We start from the raw sequence: 18649 nt of genomic DNA, 5'->3' as shown, positions 1-18649 counted from the left end.
TGCGGGCGTGGGTGCCGGGGTGTCGGGCCGCGTCATCGGTCGCCCACCCGGAGGACCTCGCCGAGGTTCTCGCTCCGTCGCACGGCGGCCTCGACGACGACGCTGATGACCAGGGCGAGCAGGCTGGCACCCACGGCGAGCAGGAACGGGCCGGCCGTGATCGCCACGGCCGTGTCACCGGCCTCGCCCGTGAGCTGGTTGAGGCCGAGCGCCCCGGTGAGGATCAGGGGGACGCCGAGGCCGATCGCGGCGCCCGTGAGGATGCCGGCGGTCGTCAGCGGCGCCAGCTCGCCGAGCGTGATGCGCCAGGTGGCGCCCCGGTCGAGGCCGAGCGTGCGCAGCGACGACAGCGTGCGGCCGCGTTCGGTCGAGGTCGCCACGACCGTGAGCAGGAGCGCGACCGCGGCGTACAGCGCGAGGACGAGGGCGGCGACGGTGAGCAGGGCGACCACGGACCGGACGAGGGGCGAGTCGCGCAGGTGCGCGAGCCAGACGGCCCGGTCCGTCACGGTGACGCCGGTCAGCGCGAGGTCGTCGCCCGCCGCCGCGACGGCAACCGCCGCGCCGCGGCCGTCGACCCAGGTCCGGTCCGGCTCCACCGGATCGACGGTGAACGGCGCGAGCGCCGCGAGGTCCACGATCACGAACGCCTCGCCAGGGCGGCCCAGGTCGGTGGTGCCGACGACGTCGAGCTCGATGGTCGCACCGCCGACGAACACCGTCGCGCCGCGCGCCGCGACCTCGTCCGCGAGCGCCTCGCTGACCACCGCGCGGGGTCGGGTGTCCGAACCCGCCGGGTCGTCGAGGTGGGCGAGCTCACCCGCGTACCGCGGGTCGTGGGCGGCGGCGATGGTGCCGTAGGCCGCCGCGTCGACGGCGAGCAGCGTGGCCTTGAAGGCCGGATCGCCGTTGAACGTGCGACCGGTGACCTGGGTTCCCGAGGCGAGCGCGGTCACGCCGTCGGCCGCCCGCAGGGTCGCGAGGATGTCCGGGGCCACGACGCCGTCGAGCCGGACGTCCGCGCCGACCACCTCGATGGCGGCGCGCTCCTCGCCGCGCTGCGTGCTCGCGGCGGTCACCCCGGAGAACACCAGGAGGCCGAGCGCGACGGTCAGCGTCAGCAGCGGCAGCCCGAGGCTGCCCGTGCGCGTGGCGCGCGCGGTCGCCACGAGCGGCACGAGCCCGCGCCGGCTCGCGGCGGCGCGCGCCAGGAGCCGCAGCACGGCCGGGAACGCGCGCAGCACGACGACGCATCCGGCGCCCGCGAGCAGGACGGGCGTCGCCGCGAGCAGGAGGTCCACGTCCTGGGTCTGGGTCTGCTGCAGCCCGCGGCCGCGGGCCGCCGACGTGGCGGCGAGCGCGAGGATGACCACCGAGAGCTCGACGACGGTCCGCCGGGCCCGGCGACGGCCGCGGAGCCGGTCGCGGTCCTTGCGGTTGGCGGGCGTGCGTTGCCCCGTCCAGGAGGTGGACGCCACGCGCGCGCCCCCGACGGGGACGGCGAGCACCGCCACGAGCGCGACGGCGATCCCGGGCCACCACGTCCAGGGGGCGGTGCGGTCCACCAACCACGACCCGAGCACACCGAGGCCGACCCCGACCACCGCGAGCGGCACGGACTCGAGGGCGAGTCGCAGCGCGACGGAGGCCACGGACGCGCCCCGGGCCCGCTCCGCGGCGAGCAGCACCTGCCGGCGCCCGACGACGAGGCGGGCGGCGAGCAGCAGGGTGAGCGCCCCGACCGCGACCAGACCGACGAGCAGCACCGACGCCTGCGCCCGGGCCCCCCGCAGGTGCGCCTGGTGGTCGCCGAGCACGCTGTCGATCTCGGTCGCCACGGTGGGGGTCGAGCCACCGGCCAACGTCAGCACGGCGGGGTTCGCGACGAGGGCGCTGACGCGCGCCCGGACCGGTTCGACGTCGTCGGACACCAGTGAGTCGGCGTCGGCCGGGAACCGGTACTGGGTGGTGATGGCCCCGCGCTGCAGGGCCAGGTCGACGTCGGGCAGCGAGGCGTCGCTGAGCAGCAGGCCCAGGCTCGGGATCGACGCGCCGGCCTGGCCGACGGCGGTGGGCCCGAGCAGGCCGGGCACGGTCGTCCACAGCGGGTCGGCGGCGTCGACCGGGCGGTAGATCCCGCTGACGACGACGTGGGCGAGCCCGCGGGTCGGGCCGATGATCGTCAGGTGGTCGCCGACCTGCGCGCCCACGGCGTCCGCGCCGGCGCGCGTGAGCCCGACCTCGACCAGGTGCACCGGCGGCGCACCGCCGTCGGCCGTCTCGGGGGCTTCCTCGACCGGCGCCGGCGACGCCTGCGGGGCGGCGCCCTCGACCCAGGTCACCCCGACGGTGCCGGCGCGCCAGAGCCAGACGAACCGGGCCACGGCCCCGCCCTCGGCCGACTGGGCCGACCTGAGGGTGACCCGACCGCTCACCAGCGCGGCCGACGGATCACCGGTGACGGCACGGACCTCACGCGGCAGGCTGTCGGTCAGGACGCCCGCGGCGTTCTGGATCTTGGTGACCGCCGCCTCGTCGCGGGACATCTCGGCGCCCCCGCCGACGCTCCAGCCGAGGGTCGCCACGACGTCGGCCCGGCTGCCCGCGTCGCGCACCGCCGCCCGCGCCGCCTCGTCGGCCGCGGTGGCGACCAGCCGGGGGCCGGTGAGCCCGAGGAACGCGGTGACCACGACCAGCGCCAGGACGCCGAGCAGGAGCCCGCGGTCGGTCACCGATCGGCGCCACGCGACACGCGCCGATCCGGCGACCAGGGCTCGGGGGTTCATCGGTCGTCTCCGAGGCGAAGGAGGGAGGAGGTCGTGGGACGCAACAGGGCCACGGTGGTGGAGGTGACCGCCACGCAGATCAGCGTGACCATCAGCGTCAGGAGCGCGCCCTCGGCGGCCCACGGCCAGTGCACGACGACGGCGGGCACGGGCCGCGCGCCGTCGGCCGCGACCGTCAGGAGCGGGACGACGAGCCGGCCGAGCAGGGCCCCGAGCACCACGCCGGCGCTCACCCCGAGCGCGCCGAGCAGCGTGTGCTCGGCGAGCACCGCGCGCACGAGCCCCGGTCGGGACGCGCCGAGCGCCTCGAGCCGCGCGAACTCGAGGCGGCGCAGCCGCACGGAGATCGTCGCGCTCATGGCGAACCCCGCCACGGCGAGCAGCAGCGACGCGGCGGCGACGGTCCACAGCGCGGCCTGGACCCCGATCGGCAGCGGGCCGTCGGTGAGCGACTCACCGAGCTCGTACCGGCTCGTCGCGGTCGCGTGCAGCTCGGTGCGGGCGGTGCTCGCCAGGGTGGGCGCGGCGTCGGCGTCGGCCGCGACCCACCACTCGTCGAGCATCGGGTCGGTCCCCCCGGCGGCCACGAGCGTGCGGGTGAGCAGGTCGCGATCGACGAGGAACCCCGGCCCGCGCGGCATCGACGGCAGGTACGGCGCGCTCGCGGTGATCTCGGCGGTGACCGAGATGCCGACGTCGACGAGGATCCGGTCGCCGATCTCGAGGCCGAGCTCGTCGAGCAGCGCGTCGGACGCGATGACGGGCACGACGGTGACGGGGCCGAGCGTCGTCATCGTGAACCCCGCGGTGCCGGTCGAGATGTCCAGGCTGCTCATGGTGCCGCGGGTGGTGAGCGCCAGCGCGTCGTCGGACGTGACGCCCACCTCGACCGCGGGGTCCCAGCGGTCGGGGAGGGACTGCGCCCGCCAGGCCGCCGGGTCGAACGGCGCGGGGGTCTCGACGCCGTCCTGCACCGAGCGCAGGTCGGAGACGGTGACGCCCAGGTCGACGTGGTCGGGCAGCTGTCCCGCCGTGGCACCGGTGGGGTCGAGCTGTTCGATGAGCTGGGATCCCAGCCCGACGACCCGGAGCGGCCCGACGAGCGGGGCGTCCGTCGTGGTGAGCGGGACGGTCACGGTGTGCGCGGCACCGTCCACCTCGACGGCGGGGAGCCGGAACGTCACGCGCAGGCCGCGCGCGTCCTGCACCACGACGCTCCCGAGGAGGCGGGTGGTCGGCGCGGCCGGCTCCGCGGTCGCTGTCATGGTCAGGCGAAGCGCGGTCGGTGTCCCGGGCAGCTCCGCCCCGACCGAGACGTCGGTCGGGGCGACCGTCGTGAGCATCGCCGCCCAGTTCGGCCCGGTGGGAGCGCTCCCACGTACGAGGTCGACGCCCGGCCGGGTATCCAGCGCCACCATGTCGGCCCGGGTCGAGACGCTGGGGAGCATCCCGGGGGCGGGGGCCGCGCCGAGGTCGACGGAGCGCGCCGCGACCGGTGACAGTGCGGTGGCCCCCTGCAGCGCGGTGATCGCGCTCGACTGTGCGAACGGTGCCGTCGCGAGCTGGTCGACCCGGAGGTCGGTGCCGACCTGCACATCCGCCTGGTCGATCTGCGAGGAACGCCAGGTCGCCAGGAACGACTGGGAGAACACGCCGACGGCGACCGCGAGGGTGAGCAGCAGCACGGCTCCGGACGCGCGCCCGGGCCGGCGGCCGACCTCCCACGCGGCGAGCGGCAGGACGAGTCGCCGGCTGCGGGCGGCGAGCCGCTCGGCACCGGCCGCGACCAGCGGCAGCAGGCGCAGCGTCACGGCGGCACCGGCGAGCAGGAAGAGCGCTGGCCCGGCCACGAGCACCGCGTCGATGCCGCCGCCCGCGAGCACGGGGGACCGGTACTGGCGCAGCTGCCAGTACGCGACGGCCGCGAGAGCGACGAGGGCGAGGTCCAGTCCGGACCGGGTCACCGCGCCGCGCCGGTCCTGGCGCACCTGCTGCTGCTCGGCGTCCACGACGCTCGTCGAGCGCCGCAGGAGCGGCCCGAGGAGCACGGCGGCGAAGACCAGCGAGGCCGCCGCGCACGTCAGCCACAGCGCTCCCGGCAGGTGCGGGTCGACGTCGAGGCCGGCGCGCCGGAACACACCCTGCGCGGTCGTGAGCCGGTAGAGCAGTCGTGCGAGCACCGGAGCGACGGCCGTGGTCAGGGCGGCGACCAGCAGCGCCTCGAGCCCGGCGAGCGCCAGGACCTGACGACCGGTGGCCCCGCGCGAGGCCATCAGCGACTGCTCGGTGGCCCGTCGTTCCGCGAGCAGGCGCGCGGCGAGCAGCAGCACGGTGATCGCGAGGACCGCGAGCATGAGACCGACCACGACGACGCTCACCCGGGTGACGGCGAGCTGCCCCTGGGCGGAGTCGATCGTCCCGGCGAGCCGGGACCGGAACGTCGAGCTCGTCACCTGGGGTCCGACGGCGGCGGCGATCTCGCGGCCGGCCGTGTCGAGGCGCGCTCGCAGGCTGGCGAGCGCGGCGGGGGAGGAGTCGGCGATCTGGGGCTGGGTGACGATGGTCGCGCTGGCCACCTCGACGCCCCCGCCGAGCAGCGCCTCGGGGGTGGCGACGAACGGCCCGTACGCCGAGGTCAGGATGAAGCCGAACGTGCCGGGGACCGGGAAGCTCGGGTCGACGCCCATGCCGTCCAACAGGTCCCGCGCCCAGCGCGTCCGGTCACCCGTGACGTCGTAGACGCCGACGACGACGGCTCTCGCCGCCACCTGGGTCGCGGTGCTCTCGAGCGGCACCTCGGACCCGACGGACCAGGCGAAGTGCTCGGCAGCGGCGCTGGGCACCGTGACCTGCACCCGGCCGGCCGCGTCGGTCGCGGCCACGGGCCAGGTGCCCGAGCGCAGGGTCGCGAGCGCCTCGACGTCCGGCACCGCGGCGAGGTAGCCGAGCGGCGCGCTGGCGCCGCCGTCGCGGGGCAGCTCGTAGGGCGGTGACGCGACCCACTGGCTGCTCGTGGTGGCCAGGTCGCCGGTGACCTCTGCCAGGGCCGCGTGCGCCGTCGCGATCGCGGCGTCCGGCTCGTTGAGGCCGATCGTGAGCCCGGTCTCGAGCTCGGTGGCCGACGGCGGGGAGCGGGTCAGGGTCACGGTCAGGGCGCGCTGCTCGCTCGACGTCAGGAGCAGGGCGAAGGTGCCGAGCAGCGTGCTGCCGAGGATGGCGACCGCCAGGACGGTCGCGATGATGGTGCGCTGCGCGACCGCGCGCCGCCACATGATCCGCACGGACCAGGACACCAGACCCCCCCGACAACACCGTCTTGGTCCCCCACCGTGAGGTTCGCTCGACCCTACAGTGGCCGGTCGGCGCTGAGGCCGATCTGCCCAGGTCCGGTCGTCACGGAATCCCTCAACGCGCGGTCCCAGGTGTCGATGAGCAGACAAATGTCCGCGGCCGGCCGCGCGCTCGAACCTGGTCCGGAGGACGCTGTGATCGCTTTCGATGGGGCCGGAGCCGCACCGCTGAGCGAGGTGCTCGATCTGCTCTCCGAGCGGATCGTGCGCTACCGGTTGAACGACCTGGTCGTGCTGTACTGCAACCGGGCGTGGGCGCTGGCCAACGGCTCCGAGCCGGAGCTTCTCATCGGCCGCCCGCTCGACACCATGCTCACCCCGTCCGAGAAGGAGGGCATGGTCCGCCAGCTCAGCCGGCTCGGCCCGGACACCCCGCTCCTTCACGGGCACCTGACGCTCGTCGGGCCGGACGGGTGGACCGAGTGGACGGATCGGTACCTGCCGGGCCCGGACGGCCCGCACGTGCTCGCGGTCGGACGGGACGTGTCGGAACGCCGTCGGGCCGAGCTCCGGCTGCGCGCCAGCGAAGAGCGATACCGGGAGCTGGCCCTGCATGACGGGCTGACCGGGCTGGCCAACCGGCGGCTGCTGGACGAGCTCCTCACGGCGGCGCTCGCCCGAACGCGCCAGTCCGGGACCGACCTGCTCGTGTCCTACCTCGACCTCGACGGTTTCAAGGCGATCAACGACGACCACGGCCACGCCGTGGGCGACGCGTTGCTCGAAGAGGTGAGTCAGCGCCTGCGTGCCACCGTGCGGGGTGCCGACGTCGTCGCCCGCGTCGGCGGCGACGAGTTCGTGGTGGTGCAGGAGTGCCCCGTTGGACAGACGAGCCGTCCATCCGCACGGCTCGCCGACGTCATGACCGCGCCGATCGTGCTGGGTGGCGCGACGCTCGAGTGCGGCGTCAGCATCGGCTCGATCCTCGCCCTGCCGGAGCACGACGCCGGCACGCTCATCGACGCGGCGGACGCCGCCATGTACCTGACGAAGCGTCGGCACCGTCGCTCGTCCACCGGCCGCGCTCGCCTCGAGTGACCCGCGTGGCGTGAGAAGACCTAGCATCGCCGCCATGTGGATGTCGCATCGTGCCTGGTCGCTCCCGGTCGTCCTGTCCTACGGCGCGTTCATCCTCGTCGGGGTCAGCGCCGGGGTCGGCGGCGTGCTGCTGCCGGCCCAGATCCGCGACTACGACGTCGACATGGTCACGATCGGCCTCACGTTCTTCACCTTCTCGGCCGGGTTCTTCCTGGCGGGGGCGAGCGTGGGGGCGCTCCTCGCCCGCCTCGGCACGCGCTCGGCGCTGCTCGTCGGGGGCGCCGGCTACCTCGTGGCGACGCTGATCACGGCGACCCGCCCGTCGTTCGTCGTCCTGGTGGTCGTGCAGCTGCTCGTCGGGTACGGCATGGGGGTGCTGGAGTCGGTGCTCAACGTGTACCTGGCGAGCCTGCCCTCGGCGACCGTGCTGCTCAACCGGCTGCACGCCTTCTTCGGCGTCGGTGCGCTCCTCGGCCCCCTGCTGGCCGCGAGGATGCTGCGCTCCTGGCCGTGGACGTCCGTCTTCCTCGTGCTCGCGGCGCTCACCGCCGTGCTGCTGGTCGGGTTCGCCGTCGTGCTTCCCCCCAACCACGAGCCCGCGGCTCGCCCAGCGGTGCGCCGCTCGCCGCGCGACGGGCTGCTCGCGCAGGTCCTGCGCAGCCCGGCCGTGATGCTCGCCGCGGGGTTCCTCGCGGTGTACGTGGGGCTCGAGGTCAGCGTGGGCAACTGGGCGTACACGTACCTCGTCGAGGGCCAGGGCCGGGCGGCCCTGGCCGCCGGGTACGCCGTGAGCGCGTACTGGCTGGGACTGACCGTGGGCAGGTTCGTCATCAGCCCGCTGGCGGTCCGCCTCGGCCTGACCCCCCAGCGCATGATGCTGGGCTGCCTGCTGGGCGTCGTCGGCGCGACGGCGCTCACCTGGGCGGTGCCCGGCTCGCTGGCCGGTGCCGGGTTCGCGCTCGTCGGGTTCTTCCTCGGCCCCCTGTTCCCGACGGCGATGGCCCTGATGCCCGACCTCGCGCCGGCACCCCTGGTCCCGACGGCGATCGGCGTGCTGAACGCCGTCTCGGTCGTCGGGGGAGCGGGCCTGCCCTGGCTGGCCGGCGCGATCGCGCAGGGGGTGGGGATCTGGACGCTGCTGCCGTTCGTCGTGGTCCTCGGGGTGCTGCAGCTGGTCCTGTGGCAGGCGGCGGTGGCTCAGCCGAGCGCGACCGCGCGATAGGCCACCGGCCGCGCAGTGGTCGCCGGCGCCGGCGCCACCGCCGGCGACGCGGTCCCGGGTTGTGCGCGCACCAGCGGTGAGCGCAGCACGATGAGGGCCCCGCCGACGGCGGCCGCCGCGCGTACGTTGCTGGACAGCCGCGCGCCGACGGGGCGCAGCAGCCGGGCGAGCGCCCCGCGCTGCAGGGCCTGGTCGATCCGGGCGGCGTACAGCGGACCGGCGGTGGCGAACGCCGGTCCCGCGAGCACCACCGTGTCCAGGTCGAACAGGTTCAGCAGGGCGACCGCAGCCGTGCCCAGGTGGCGGGCGGACTCGTCGAGCAGGGCCCGGGCCGCGTCGTCGCCGCGGTTCGCCGCGCGGGCGATCCGCTCGAAGTCGGCCAGGGTCTCGTCCTCGATGCCGCGCAGCTCGAGCCGATCGCCGAGGTCGGAGCTCATCGCGCGCTGCACGACCGAGACCGGGCCGGCCACGGCCTCGACGCAGCCCCGGCTCCCGCAGATGCACTCCGGCCCGGCCGGGTCGATGGGCAGGTGGCCGATCTCGACGGTGTTGGACGCTCGCCCGCGGTACACCTCGGAGTCGGTGATCACGCCACCGCCGACCCCGCTGGCCATGTAGATCACCCCGAAGGTGTCCACGTCGAGCGACCCGGCCCACTGCTCGCCGATCGCGGCCGCGGTGGCGTCGTTCTCCAGCAGGACGGGCAGGTGCAGCAGGTCCGACAGCGTCGTGGTGAGCGGGAACTCCCGCCACGGTGCGGTGGGTTGCGGGGTGAGGATCATGCCGCGGGCGCGGTCCTGCGGCCCGTGGGTGACCAGGCCGACACCGAGCACTCGGTCCCGCGGGATACGGGCGTGTGCGAGCAGCGCCTCGATGTGCTCGGCGAGCGTCCGCAGCGTCTCCTGCGGGGTTCCCTGACCGACGCCGCGCAGCCCCGTCATCGCGATCTGCCGACCGGTGAAGTCGGTGATCACGATCGTCGTCGTGCAGCGCTCCATCTGGACGCCGACGGCGTACAGCACCTCGCTCTCCAGCTCGAGCAGCCGGCGTGGTGATCCGCCTTTCGAGCGAACCCGCCCGGTCTCGTGCACCAGTCCGTCCGTCATCAGCTCGCGCACCACGTGCGTGATCGTCGCTGCGGTGAGTCCGGTGCGGTCGGCGAGCTCGACCCGACTGATCGACGGGTGCGTGCGGATGAGGTCCAGGACGAGTGCGCCCGTCGACGCACGCGCAGGAGGGCTGGTCAGCATCGGTGCGGGGGGTCCTTTCAGGCTGGCGGTGGCCGGCTCGGGCCGGGCGGGCGAGATTCCGGGCTCGTCCATCGCGCCGTTCGCGTGCCCCGGAGTAACTTGACGTACTAAATTTAGCAGCGTAAGAATCATATCGCTCCACCGCTCCCGCGGTCGGGCATCGTCGACGTCCACCTCGCCCGGGGTTGACGGGGTCGGAAGGACCAAAGATGCTCCTCAGTTCACGCACGGGGTCGTCCCCGGGTCGGAGGTCGCTCATCGTCGGAGCGGCCGGCCTCGCTGTCTCAGCCCTGCTGCTCACCGGATGCTCCAGCAGCAGCGCCGAAACCTCGACCGAGGGTGGCTCGTCGGCCGAGACCCTCACGATCTTCAACGGCTCGACCGGCACGATCACCGAGAACTTCAACCCGTTCAGCACCACGGCGCTGCAGCCGACGCTCGGCGTGCTGTTCGAATCGCTGTACTGGTACAACCTGGCCTCCGAGGCCGAACCGACGCCCCTGCTCGCCGAGGGCTTCGAGTGGAACGCGGACGGCACCGCGCTGACCATCCACACCCGTGAGGGCGTGAAGTGGAGCGACGGTGAGGCCTTCAGCGCGAACGATGTGGCGTTCACGTTCAACCTGGTCGCCAGCACCCCCGCCCTGAACACCACCGGCATCGCGGCCACGGCCGAGGCGACCGACGACAACACGGTCGTGCTCACCTTCACCGAGCCGTCGTTCATGCAGGAGCCGAACGTGCTCGGCAACCGGGCGATCGTGCCGGAGCACATCTGGAAGGACGTGGCCGACCCGGTGACCGAGATCAACTCGGACCCGGTCGGGACCGGCGCGTTCACGGTGAAGTCCTTCTCCGCGCAGAGCTACATGCTCGAAGCCAACCCGTCCTACTGGGGCGGCGAGCCGGCGGTCGGCGACGTCCGCTACATCGCGCTCGACTCGGCCGACGCGGCCAGCGCGGCGCTCGTCGCGGGCGACGTCGACTGGATGAGCGCCTACCTGCCGGGCCTGGACGACATCATCTCGGGCAACCCGGACCTCAGCTACGTCAACACCCCGTCGATGACCACCGCGATCTTCACCTGCGCCAACGCGGACGCGGGCTGCGTCGGACCGCAGACCGACCCGGCGGTCCGCCAGGCGATCTACGCCGCCCTGAACCGCGACCAGCTCAACAAGCTCGCCGGCGGCGGGTTCGCCGCCGCGGCGTCCCCGACGATCCTGCTCCCCGAGCGGGACAAGAAGTGGATCGCCGACGACGCCGACCTCGAGGTCCCGTCGGCGCCGGACACGGACGCGGCCGGCGACCTGCTGGACGCGGCCGGCTGGACCCTGGGCAGTGACGGGATCCGCGCCAAGGACGGCGAGCGGCTCTCCATGACGATCCAGACCGTCACCGGCTGGAGCGATTACATCTCCCTCAACGACGCGATGACCCAGCAGCTGGCCGAGGTCGGGATCGAGCTCAAGGCGAGCCAGGTGTCCTGGAACGAGTGGAACGACGCCGAGCAGTCCGGCAAGTTCCAGCTCTCGCTGGACTCGATCGGGCTCGGCGCCTCGTCGAACCCGTACTTCACCTATGACAAGTGGTTCAACTCGGCCAACACGGCCCCGGTCGGCGAGAACGCGATCGCGGGCAACACGAGCCGGTTCTCCGACGCCGCTGTCGACGCCGCGATCGCCGTGGCCCGCTCGACCGACGACGAGGCGGTCCAGGCGGAGCAGTACGCCCTGATCGAGGACGTCATCGTGGAGCAGATGCCGTACATCCCGATCTACCTGAACTCGATGCTCACCGAGTTCAACACCAGCCGCGTCACGGGGTGGCCGACCGGTGACGACAAGTACGCGATCCCCGCCTCGTGGAAGGCGTGGGACAACGGCATCATCCTGAAGTCGATCAAGCCGGCCAACTGACCCTGCCGCACCTCCCGGGTGCCGGCACCGTGCTGGTGCCGGCCCCCGGGCTCCGGCCTTCGCATGCGTCGAAGGCCACCTGACGATCCCGGAGGCAGCCGTGCGGTACTTCGTGCAGAAGCTTGGCTTCTACGCCGTTGCCCTCTGGGCAGCGCTCACCCTGAACTTCTTCATCCCCCGCCTCATGCCCGGCAACCCGGTCGACATCATGGTCTCGAAGCTCGCGGCGAAGGGCCCGGTCACCGAGGCGACCCGGGACGCGATCGCGGCGATGCTCGGCACGGACACCGAGGCGTCGTTGTGGCAGCAGTACGGCGACTACGTCAGCGCGATCGTCCACGGCAACCTCGGGACGTCGGTGGCGTACTTCCCGGCGAGCGTGGGCCAGATCATCGACCAGACGCTGCCGTGGACGGTCGGCCTCATCGGGCTGTCGACCGTGATCTCGTTCCTCATCGGCGTCGGCCTGGGCACGTTCGCCGGGTGGAAGCGGGGGTCCTGGGTCGACAACCTGATCCCGTTCACCACGATGCTGCAGTCGGTCCCCTACTTCTGGCTCGCCCTGCTGCTGCTGTTCTGCTTCGGGAGCATCTGGCAGGTCTTCCCGCTCAACGGCGGCTACGACGTGTACACGTTCCCCGGCGTCGAGGCGAGCTGGGGCTTCACGAAGTCGGTGCTCTACCACGGTGCCCTCCCGGCCCTGACGATCGTCATCTCGTCGATCGGCGGCTGGATGTTGGGGATGCGCAACATGATGGTCTCGACCCTGTCCGAGGACTACATCCTCACCGCGGAGGCCAAGGGCCTGCGGCCCGCGCGGATCCGGTTCGCCTACGCGGCGCGCAACGCGGTGCTGCCGTCGATCTCCGGCTTCGCGATCTCGCTCGGCTTCGTCGTGGCCGGCTCCATCGTCACCGAGGCGGTGTTCAGCTACCCGGGCATCGGCTCGGCACTGCTCATGGCGGTCAACAGCAACGACTACGCGCTGATGCAGGGGATCTTCCTGGTCATCACGCTCGCGGTGCTCGGGGCCAACCTGCTCGTCGACCTGCTCTACGGCTTCATCGATCCGCGCACGCGGGCACGGTCCTAGGAGGACGCATGGCCATCATCACCCAGGACCCGCAGCCGGCCGTGGCGCACGTGCCGGCCACCCCTCGCAGGCGGCGGCTTCGGCTGCCCCGCGCCCCGAAGCTCGTCCTGGGCGTGTCGATCGCGAGTGCGGTCGTCCTGTTCGGCGTCGTCGGTCCCTACCTCGTGGGAAACCCGTCCAGCGTGCGCGACGTCGGCCTTGCCGGCCCCACGTCCGAGTTCATCCTCGGGACGACCCAGACGGGTCAGGACGTCTTCGCCCAGCTCGCCCACGCCACGCGGGGCTCGCTGACCATCGGGCTGGTGGTCGGCGCGCTCACCCTGGTGCTGTCGGCGTTCTTCGGCATCGTCGGCGCGTTCGCCGGCGGGTGGCTGGACGAGACGTTCTCGCTGATCAGCAACGTCATGCTGGTCATCCCGGGGCTGCCGTTGGTGATCGTGATCTCCAGCTACATCCCGGAGAAGAGCATCTGGCTGATCGCCGCGGTGCTGGCCCTGACCGGCTGGGCGGGGTCGGCACGCGTGCTGCGCGGGTTCACCCTCAGCCTGCGCAACCGCGACTACGTGCTCGCCGCGCGGGTCAGCGGTGAGCGGTCCTGGCGGATCCTGTCGGTCGAGATCCTGCCCAACCTGATCCCGCTGCTGGCCTCGCAGGTGGTCTTCGCGATCATCTTCGCGATCCTCGGCGAGGCGGGGCTGTCCTTCCTCGGGCTGGGCGCCTCCGGCTCGTTCACCTGGGGCACGATGCTGTTCTACGCCCAGAACGGGCTCGCGCTCAGGCTGGGCGCGTGGTGGTGGTTCATCCCGCCGGGCCTGCTGCTCGCCCTGTTCGGTGCGGCCCTGTCCCTCATCAACTTCTCGATCGACGAGATCATCAACCCGAAGCTGCGCGCCCAGACGCGGTCCGACCGCAAGAAGTGGTCGATGTCCCGCGCGCAGCTCAAGGACGCGGCGGAGGTCACCGTATGAGCGTCACCACGACATTCCCAGAGACCCCCCCGGGGGTCGCCTCGGTCAGCCAGCACCCGGTGCTGACGATCGACGACTTCAGCGTCGACTACCTGGTCGACCCGCCGGTGCACGCGGTCAGTCACGTCAGCCTGGAGCTGCGCCGCGGCGAGATCCTCGGCCTGGCCGGGGAGTCCGGCTGCGGCAAGTCGACGCTGGCCTACGGGCTGACCCGGCTGCTGAAGCCTCCGGCGGCGATCACCAGCGGCAAGGCCAGCTTCCACTCTCGCGAGGGCTTCGAGGTGGATCTGTCGAAGCTGGCCGGCGACGACCTGCGTGCGTTCCGGTGGGACAAGATCGCGATGGTGTTCCAGGGCGCGATGAACTCGCTGAACCCGGTGCTGCGCATCCAGGCCCAGCTCGATGACGTGCTGCGGACGCACCGACCCGAGATGGGTCGGGCGGCGCGGCGGGCCCGCTGCGTCGATCTGCTGGAGCGGGTCGGGGTCGACCCGGGCCGGCTGCGGGCGTACCCGCACGAGCTGTCCGGCGGGATGCGCCAGCGCGTGATGATCGCGATGGCGCTGACCCTCGAACCGCAGATCCTCATCATGGACGAGCCGACTACCGCGCTCGACGTGGTGGTGCAGCGCGAGATCCTGCGCGAGATCACCCGGCTGCGCGCCGAGCTCGGCTTCGCGGTCATCTTCATCACGCACGACCTGCCGCTGCTGCTGGAGATCAGCGACCGCATCGCGGTGATGCGGGCCGGCAAGATCGTCGAGCTCGCGGACGCCCGCACGCTCTACACCCAGCCGCAGCACCCCTACACCCGGCGCCTGCTGTCCTCGTTCCCCAGCCTGACCGGCGCCCGCGGCGACTTCATCCGCACCGGCATCGATGCGTCGGCCTACCTGGACGAGACCCCCCAGACCCTCGACGCCGATCAGGAAGGCGTGCGATGACCACGCTCGAGTTCAAGGACGTCGTCAAGGACTACACGCTGCGCAACGGGCTGAAGGCCTCGACCCTGCGCGCCGTCGACCACGTGAGCTTCACGCTCGCGCCCGGGCGGACGGTCGCGCTTGTCGGACAGTCCGGCAGCGGCAAGTCGACGATCGCCAAGCTGCTCATGCAGCTCGAGCGCCCGACCTCCGGGGAGATCCTGGTGGACGGCCGACCGATGCAGCGCCGCGGCGCGGGCCTGCGGCAGTACCGCAAGGCGGTGCAGATGGTGTTCCAGGATCCGTTCGCCTCGCTCAACCCGTACCACACCGTCGGCCACCACCTGGCGCGGCCGATCACCCTGCACCACCCCGAGTACAGCCGGACCCAGGTGCGCGCGCGCGTGCTCGAGCTGCTCGCCCGGGTGCGGCTCGACCCGGCGCAGGAGTACGTGGACCGACGGCCGCACGAGCTGTCCGGCGGCCAGCGCCAGCGGGTCGCCATCGCCCGCGCGCTGGCGCCCGGGCCGGGCATCCTCGTGGCCGACGAGCCGGTGTCGATGCTGGACGTGTCCATCCGGCTCGGGGTGCTGAACCTGCTCGCCACCCTGCAGCGCGAGGAGGATCTCGGGGTCCTCTACATCACGCACGACCTGGCCACCGCCCGGCACTTCTCGGACGAGATCATGGTGCTCTACCGCGGCGCGGTGGTCGAGCGCGGACCGGCCGACGACGTGATCCTCAACCCGCAGCACCCGTACACGAAGCTGCTGGCCGAGGCGGCGCCGGACCCCGAGCGCCGGCTGGCCGAGCTCAACGGTGGAGTGCGGGACGATGACGCGGTGCCCGCGTGAGCGCCCCGGCCTCGGTCCTGTTCGCCGGCGACAGCATCACCGAGTGGGGCCGGCACCAGGACCCGAGCGGCTGGGGCGACGGCTATGTCGGGCTGCTGGCTCGCGGTCCGCTCGCCGCGGCCACGGTGACCAACACCGGCGTCGGCGGCGACCGGGTGCATGACCTCGAGGCCCGCTGGGCGCGGGACATCCTGCCGCTCGACGCCGAGGTGCTCAGCCTGCACGTCGGCGTGAACGACACGTGGCGGCGGTTCGACCACGGTGAGGTGACCCCGGCCGCGGAGTTCGAGGCCGTCCTGCGCCGGCTGCTCGCCCCCTGGGTGGCGCGGGGCACGCGCCTGGTGCTCGTCGAGCCGTTCGTGGTCCCGGTCGAGCCGTCCCAGCAGGGCTGGGGCGTCGACCTCGGCCCGAAGCAGGACGCCGTGCGCCGGGTCGCCGTCGACCTCGGCGCGGCGCTCGTCCCGCTGGCCGCGCCGATGGCGGCGCTCGCCGCCCGGACGCAGCCCCGGCTCGTCGCCGCCGACGGCGTGCACCCCACCGTCGCGGGCCACCGGCTGATCGCCGACGCCTGGTGGGCGGCGTACACCGCACGGTTCGTCGCCACCCCCGCCTGACCCCCTGTTCCCGCACCAGCACAGCACCGCCCAGGAGACCCCATGCAGACCACGACCCTCCAAGACGGCTGGACCGTCGCCGCCACCGCCGGCCCGGTGCCGGCCGACCTGCCGTCGTCCGCGCCCGCCGAGGTACCGGGCTGCGTGCACACCGACCTGCTCGCCGTCGGCGCGATCGGGGACCCGTACCTGGACGCCAACGAGTCGGCGCTGCGCTGGATGCACGACGTCGACTGGCGCTACGGCCGCGCACTCACCCTCGCCCCGGCCGCGGTGGGCGAGCGGGTCGACCTGGTGTTCGACGGGATCGACACGGTCTCGACCGTGCGGCTGGGCGGCACCGCGCTGGGCAGCACCGCCAACATGCACCGGTCCTACCGGTTCGACGTGCGCGAGCTCGCCGACGGCGCGCCCCGGGACCTGACCGTCGACCTGAGGTCGGCCACCGAGCACGCGGAGGAGCAGCGGGACCTGCTCGGCGACCGGCCTGCGGCGTACCACCCGATCCCGTACAACTTCGTCCGCAAGATGGCGTGCTCGTTCGGCTGGGACTGGGGGCCGGACCTGCGCACGGCAGGGCTGTGGAAGGACGTCCGCGTGGAGCGGTGGGCGGTGGCGCGGCTGGCCCAGGTGCGCCCGCTGGTCACGGTCGGCGCCGATGGCGCAGGACGGGTCGAGGTGCAGCTCGAGGTCGAGCGCTCCGGGCTGGTCGAGGCCGGCGAGCTGGTCGTGGAGGTCGAGGTGCGCGGCGTCCGCGTGCGTGCTTCGGTGGCCGCACGCGAGACCGCCGCGGTGGTCGTCGTCAGCGTCCCGGACGCCCCGCTGTGGTGGCCGGTGGGCTACGGCGCGCAGCCGCTGGCCGACCTGACCGTGACGCTGACGACGGCGCTGGACACGACGGCGCTGGACACGACGGCGCTGGACACGACGACTCTGGACTCCTGGACGCGCCGGATCGGCTTCCGCACCGTCGAGCTGGACACGACGGACGACGAGCACGGCACCCGCTTCACCCTCGCGGTGAACGGCACGCCGGTCTTCGTCAAGGGCGCGAACTGGATCCCGGACGACCACTTCGTCACCCGGATCACCCGCGACCGGCTGGACCGGCGGCTGGACCAGGCGCTCGACGCGCACCTGAACCTGGTGCGGGTCTGGGGCGGCGGCATCTTCGAGTCCGAGGACTTCTACGCCGCGTGCGACGAGCGCGGCCTGCTGGTCTGGCAGGACTTCTTGATGGCCTGCGCGGCCTACCCCGAGGAGTCCCCGCTGTGGGAGGAGGTCGAGGCCGAGGCGCGCGAGAATGTCGTCCGGCTGATGTCCCACGCGTCGCTCGTGTTGTGGAACGGCGGCAACGAGAACCTCTGGGGGCACGAGGACTGGGGCTGGAAAGCGCAGCTCGGTGACGCGACTTGGGGCGGGCGGTACGCCACCGAGCTGTACGCGCAGGTGGTCGCGGAGCTCGACCCCACCCGGCCGTACAGCGACAACAGCCCGTACTCGCCGCGCCGCGATCCCGCCGTCGTGCACCCCAACGACCCGGACCACGGCTCGCACCACCAGTGGGAGGTGTGGAACCGGGTCGACTACGCCGTGTACCGCACCGAGATCCCGCGGTTCTGCTCGGAGTTCGGTTTCCAGGGCCCGCCGGCCTGGCGCACGCTCGCGGACTTCGTGCACGCCGACGACGGCGGCGCGCTGGCCGACGCCGCCGCGCCCCTGGCCGACCCGGTGTTCGGGATCCATCAGAAGGCCGACGACGGCAACGGCAAGCTCAACCGGGGGATGGCCCCGCACCTCGGTGTGCCGAGCGACTTCGCGCACTGGCACTGGGCCGCCCAGCTCAACCAGGCCCGTGCCGTGCAGCACGCCGTCGAGCACTATCGCTCGTGGTGGCCGCGCACCGCGGGGTCCATCGTCTGGCAGCTCAACGACTGCTGGCCGGTGACGTCCTGGGCGGCGATCGACTCCCAGGAGCGGCCGAAGCCGCTGTGGTTCGGCCTGCGGCACGCCTACGCCCCGCGGCTGCTCACGGTGGTCGAGCGCGACGGGGCCCCGGCGCTCGCGGCCGTCAACGACACCGACGAGCCCTGGCTGGGCGCCGTGGCACTGCGCCGCGAGACCCTCGCCGGCGTGCGGCTGGCGGAGGCGTCGGCCGACGTCGCCGTGCCCGCCCGGTCGGTCCAGGTGGTGGCGCTGGACGCCGCGTTGGTCACCCCGGGCGAGCCGTCCGACGAGGTGCTCGTGGCGACGTGCGGCGAGGTGCGGGCCGTGCACCTGTTCGCCGAGGACGTCGACCTGCGCCTCGACCCGGCTCCCGTGGACGCCACCGCGGTCGCCGTGCCCGGCGGGTACCGGGTCGAGGTCACCGCCCGGTCCCTGGCTCGGGACGTCACCTTGCTGGTGGACCGCGCAGCGGCCGACGCCCGGGTGGACGACGCCCTGGTCGACCTGCCGGCGGGGGCGTCGGTGTCGTTCCTGGTGACGACGGCCGCGACGATCGACCCGGCGGTGCTGACGGCCGCGCCCGTGCTCCGGACCGCGAACGACCTGCGGGCGGTGGCGCTCCTGTCCGCCGACCAGATCTGAGCTCGCCCGCGCCGAGCCGCTTCCCGTACCGACCTCTCCCGGA

Annotated in this window: 12 protein-coding genes; 9 read left to right on the top strand and 3 right to left on the bottom strand. The window is 73.2% G+C overall.

All coding sequences use genetic code 11. From position 1 onward, the window contains the following. Positions 1-32 precede the first annotated feature (32 nt). On the bottom strand, positions 33-2786 hold the full coding sequence (locus EUA98_RS05980) for an FtsX-like permease family protein (RefSeq protein ID WP_130101765.1): 2754 nt from the start codon (positions 2784-2786) through the stop codon (positions 33-35). Then, positions 2783-6079, bottom strand: a complete 3297-nt coding sequence (locus EUA98_RS05975) for an FtsX-like permease family protein (protein WP_130101764.1) — start codon at positions 6077-6079, stop codon at positions 2783-2785. The genes EUA98_RS05980 and EUA98_RS05975 overlap by 4 nt, the downstream gene beginning before the upstream one ends. Before the next feature lie 192 nt (positions 6080-6271). Here EUA98_RS05975 and EUA98_RS05970 point away from each other — a divergent pair, with 192 nt between their 5' ends. Further along, entirely contained in the window at positions 6272-7174 is a 903-nt protein-coding gene (locus EUA98_RS05970; protein WP_165372732.1) for a sensor domain-containing diguanylate cyclase, read from the top strand. A 34-nt stretch (positions 7175-7208) separates the two neighbouring features. Then, a complete protein-coding gene (locus EUA98_RS05965; protein WP_207218986.1) occupies positions 7209-8396 on the top strand; it encodes an MFS transporter in 1188 nt (395 codons plus the stop codon). Here the strand turns inward: EUA98_RS05965 and EUA98_RS05960 are convergent. Beyond that, on the bottom strand, positions 8372-9646 hold the full coding sequence (locus tag EUA98_RS05960) for an ROK family transcriptional regulator (RefSeq protein ID WP_165372731.1): 1275 nt from the start codon (positions 9644-9646) through the stop codon (positions 8372-8374). The two genes, EUA98_RS05965 and EUA98_RS05960, sit on opposite strands and share 25 nt — an antisense overlap. A 209-nt stretch (positions 9647-9855) precedes the next feature. Between EUA98_RS05960 and EUA98_RS05955 the strand changes: the two genes are divergently transcribed. The 7 genes from EUA98_RS05955 to EUA98_RS19680 all read left to right on the top strand — a co-directional run bounded on the left by EUA98_RS05955 (position 9856) and on the right by EUA98_RS19680 (position 18606). Next, a complete protein-coding gene (locus tag EUA98_RS05955) occupies positions 9856-11565 on the top strand; it encodes an ABC transporter substrate-binding protein (RefSeq protein ID WP_130101761.1) in 1710 nt (569 codons plus the stop codon). Between the two features lie 100 nt (positions 11566-11665). Beyond that, positions 11666-12658 carry an ABC transporter permease gene (locus EUA98_RS05950; RefSeq protein ID WP_130101760.1) on the top strand — a complete coding sequence of 331 codons (993 nt, stop codon included), beginning with the start codon at positions 11666-11668 and terminating at the stop codon, positions 12656-12658. A gap of 8 nt (positions 12659-12666) precedes the next feature. Beyond that, on the top strand, positions 12667-13626 hold the full coding sequence (locus tag EUA98_RS05945) for an ABC transporter permease (RefSeq protein WP_130101759.1): 960 nt from the start codon (positions 12667-12669) through the stop codon (positions 13624-13626). After that, positions 13623-14570, top strand: a complete 948-nt coding sequence (locus EUA98_RS05940; protein ID WP_130101758.1) for an ABC transporter ATP-binding protein — start codon at positions 13623-13625, stop codon at positions 14568-14570. Before EUA98_RS05945 ends, EUA98_RS05940 begins: the two co-directional genes overlap by 4 nt. Then, positions 14567-15403: an ABC transporter ATP-binding protein gene (locus EUA98_RS05935; RefSeq protein WP_130101757.1), complete on the top strand. Its 837-nt coding sequence runs from the start codon at positions 14567-14569 to the stop codon at positions 15401-15403. Before EUA98_RS05940 ends, EUA98_RS05935 begins: the two co-directional genes overlap by 4 nt. Beyond that, the gene (locus EUA98_RS05930; RefSeq protein WP_130101756.1) at positions 15400-16017 is read left to right on the top strand and encodes a GDSL-type esterase/lipase family protein; all 618 of its coding nucleotides are present in this window, start codon (positions 15400-15402) and stop codon (positions 16015-16017) included. Before EUA98_RS05935 ends, EUA98_RS05930 begins: the two co-directional genes overlap by 4 nt. A 42-nt stretch (positions 16018-16059) precedes the next feature. Next, the gene (locus EUA98_RS19680) at positions 16060-18606 is read left to right on the top strand and encodes a glycoside hydrolase family 2 protein (protein ID WP_165372730.1); all 2547 of its coding nucleotides are present in this window, start codon (positions 16060-16062) and stop codon (positions 18604-18606) included. Positions 18607-18649 lie beyond the last annotated feature (43 nt).

The organism is Pengzhenrongella frigida (genome assembly GCF_004168625.1).
In the GTDB taxonomy this organism is placed as follows: Bacteria; Actinomycetota; Actinomycetes; order Actinomycetales; family Cellulomonadaceae; genus Pengzhenrongella; species Pengzhenrongella frigida.
The sequence above is the reverse complement of the archived record's forward strand: the minus strand, read 5'-3'. Positions and strand labels throughout refer to the sequence as shown.